The 707-nt window shown below is 63.1% G+C and carries 1 pseudogene; it reads left to right on the top strand.

Annotation, left to right across the window (positions count from 1 at the left end):
• Positions 1-707, top strand: a pseudogene (locus tag WS68_RS04835) (IS256-like element ISBcen18 family transposase); the annotation flags it as partial.

The following is a 707-nucleotide window of genomic DNA, read 5'->3' as shown; positions in this document are numbered from 1 at the left end:
CTGGTCAAGGGGCCGATGACGCCGACCGAGGTCCAGGATTTGATGCTGGCGTTCAACAAAGCAGTCATCGAACGCGCAATGGGTGCCGAGATGAATCTGCATCTGGGCTACCCGTCGGGCCAGTCCAAGCCGGCCGGGCAAGCCAACGAGCGCAACGGCGCCAGCGGCAAGACCGTCATCACCGATCGGGGCCCGGTTCGGGTCGAAGTCCCCCGCGATCGCGACGGCAGCTTCGAACCGATCCTGATCCCAAAGCATGAGCGCCGCTTCACCGGCTTCGACGAACGCATCATCGCGATGTACGCCCGCGGCATGAGCGTGCGCGAGATTCAGGCCTTTCTGGCTGAGAGCTACGGCACCGAGGTATCTCCCGACTTCATCAGTTCGGTCACCGACGAGGTGATGGCCGAGGCGCTGAGCTGGCAGAGCCGCCCGCTTGAGACGATGTATCCGGTCGTGTTCTTCGATGCACTGCGGGTCAAGATCCGCGACGACGGCGTGGTCAGCAACAAGGCTGTCTATCTGGCCTTGGGCATTCAGGCCGACGGCCAGCGCGACGTGCTGGGCCTCTGGATCGAGCAGACCGAGGGTGCCAAGTTTTGGCTCAAGGTGTTCAACGAACTGAAGACACGTGGCTGCCAGGACATCCTGATCGCCGTGGTCGATGGCTTGAAGGGGCTGACCGAGGCCATCAGCGCGGCCTATCC

The organism is Burkholderia sp. TSV86, from assembly GCF_001522865.1.
Classification (GTDB): domain Bacteria; phylum Pseudomonadota; class Gammaproteobacteria; order Burkholderiales; family Burkholderiaceae; genus Burkholderia.
Note: the sequence above shows the minus strand (reverse complement) of the source record. Positions and strands in the feature narration are given on the sequence as shown.